The sequence below is a fragment of the Rhodococcus sp. Leaf225 genome, assembly GCF_001426145.1.
In the GTDB taxonomy this organism is placed as follows: Bacteria; Actinomycetota; Actinomycetes; order Mycobacteriales; family Mycobacteriaceae; genus Rhodococcoides.
Window position 1 is genome coordinate 1 of sequence record NZ_LMRN01000015.1, and the last position, 1,183, is coordinate 1,183.

The 1,183-nt window shown below is 54.3% G+C and carries 1 protein-coding gene; it reads left to right on the forward strand.

The window, feature by feature from the left end; translation table 11 throughout:
• A partial coding sequence (locus ASG69_RS22775; protein ID WP_200933815.1) for a hypothetical protein occupies positions 1 to 1,183 on the forward strand: 1,183 nt, incomplete at both ends.

Consider the following 1,183-nt stretch of genomic DNA (forward strand, 5'->3'; position numbering starts at 1 on the left):
CAGTCTCATCGATCCAGTTCGAGCGACAGAGCAAGCGGGACTCGAGTCCATCGACTGGAGCGAAGTCGCCCCTCTACTGCAAGACGCGATTGCCCGGACTGAGGAGGACAAGGATGATCCCGCTCCAACCGCTCTCGGCGAAAGCGTAGTGGGAATTGCGCGCTCCGCCGAGATGCTAACAACTGATTACACCCTGGTCGCTACTAACCCCCCGTACCTCCAACGTGGCAAGCACGGAGGAATTTTGCGGCGCTACGCTGACGAATGTCTCCCGGAAGCTAAGGCCGATCTCGCTACTATGCTGCTTCGGCGCTTTCTTGGGACCAGGGGGACCGCACTCACATGCGCGTTTGTCACACCGCAAAACTGGTTATATTTAACTACCTCCGCGCAATTGCGGAAAATTCTACTGGGCGAGGTTTCGTGGGACGCACTTGCGGTCCTAGGGTTGAACTCCTTTGAGGCAACTAAAAGTGGCTTTATAGATGTTTTTCTTGGAATTTGGAGCAACAGTGCTATTGAAGAATGTGCAATGCGAACCATCGATGTCAGTGAGCTTCGCGATGCTGCTGAAAAAAGCATTGGCCTGAGAGTTAAAGAGCTGGAGACCCGGTCGCAGTTGTCGCAGTTGTCAAATATTGACGTGAGAATACAAACCCGAGGTCAGGCCGCCAGTGAGTTTTTGAGTGACTATGCGCGATGCTTTGTGGGTTTGCAAACTGGCGATTCGCCGCGCTATCTCAAACATTTCTGGGAAATTCAGTGGAATGACGACAGGTGGGAATTGATTGTAGGTGCTCCACATGATTCGTCGCCGCACTCCGGTCGGCGGTATGCGCTGATGTGGGAAAAAGGTGCCGGATCGATGGTTGAGGGCCCGGGGTGTCTAGTGAAGGGTAGAGAGGCGTGGGGGAAAAACGGCGTGACTATGGCGCAGATGGGCGCTTTGAACTGTACGTTGTACCATGGTGAACTTTATGACCAAGCGGCGCCGACCATTGTTCCAAGAAATGAAGATGACCTACCCGCGATTTGGGCATTTTTGTCCTCGGACAGCTATAACGCGACCCTTCGCGAATCGTATGCAAAATCTGTTGTGACGCCGGCTGCGTTCACCAAGGTTCCGTTTGATGTTGAGTTTTGGCGTGGGGTGGCGGCGGCGGCGGGTCCGTTGCCTGAGCCG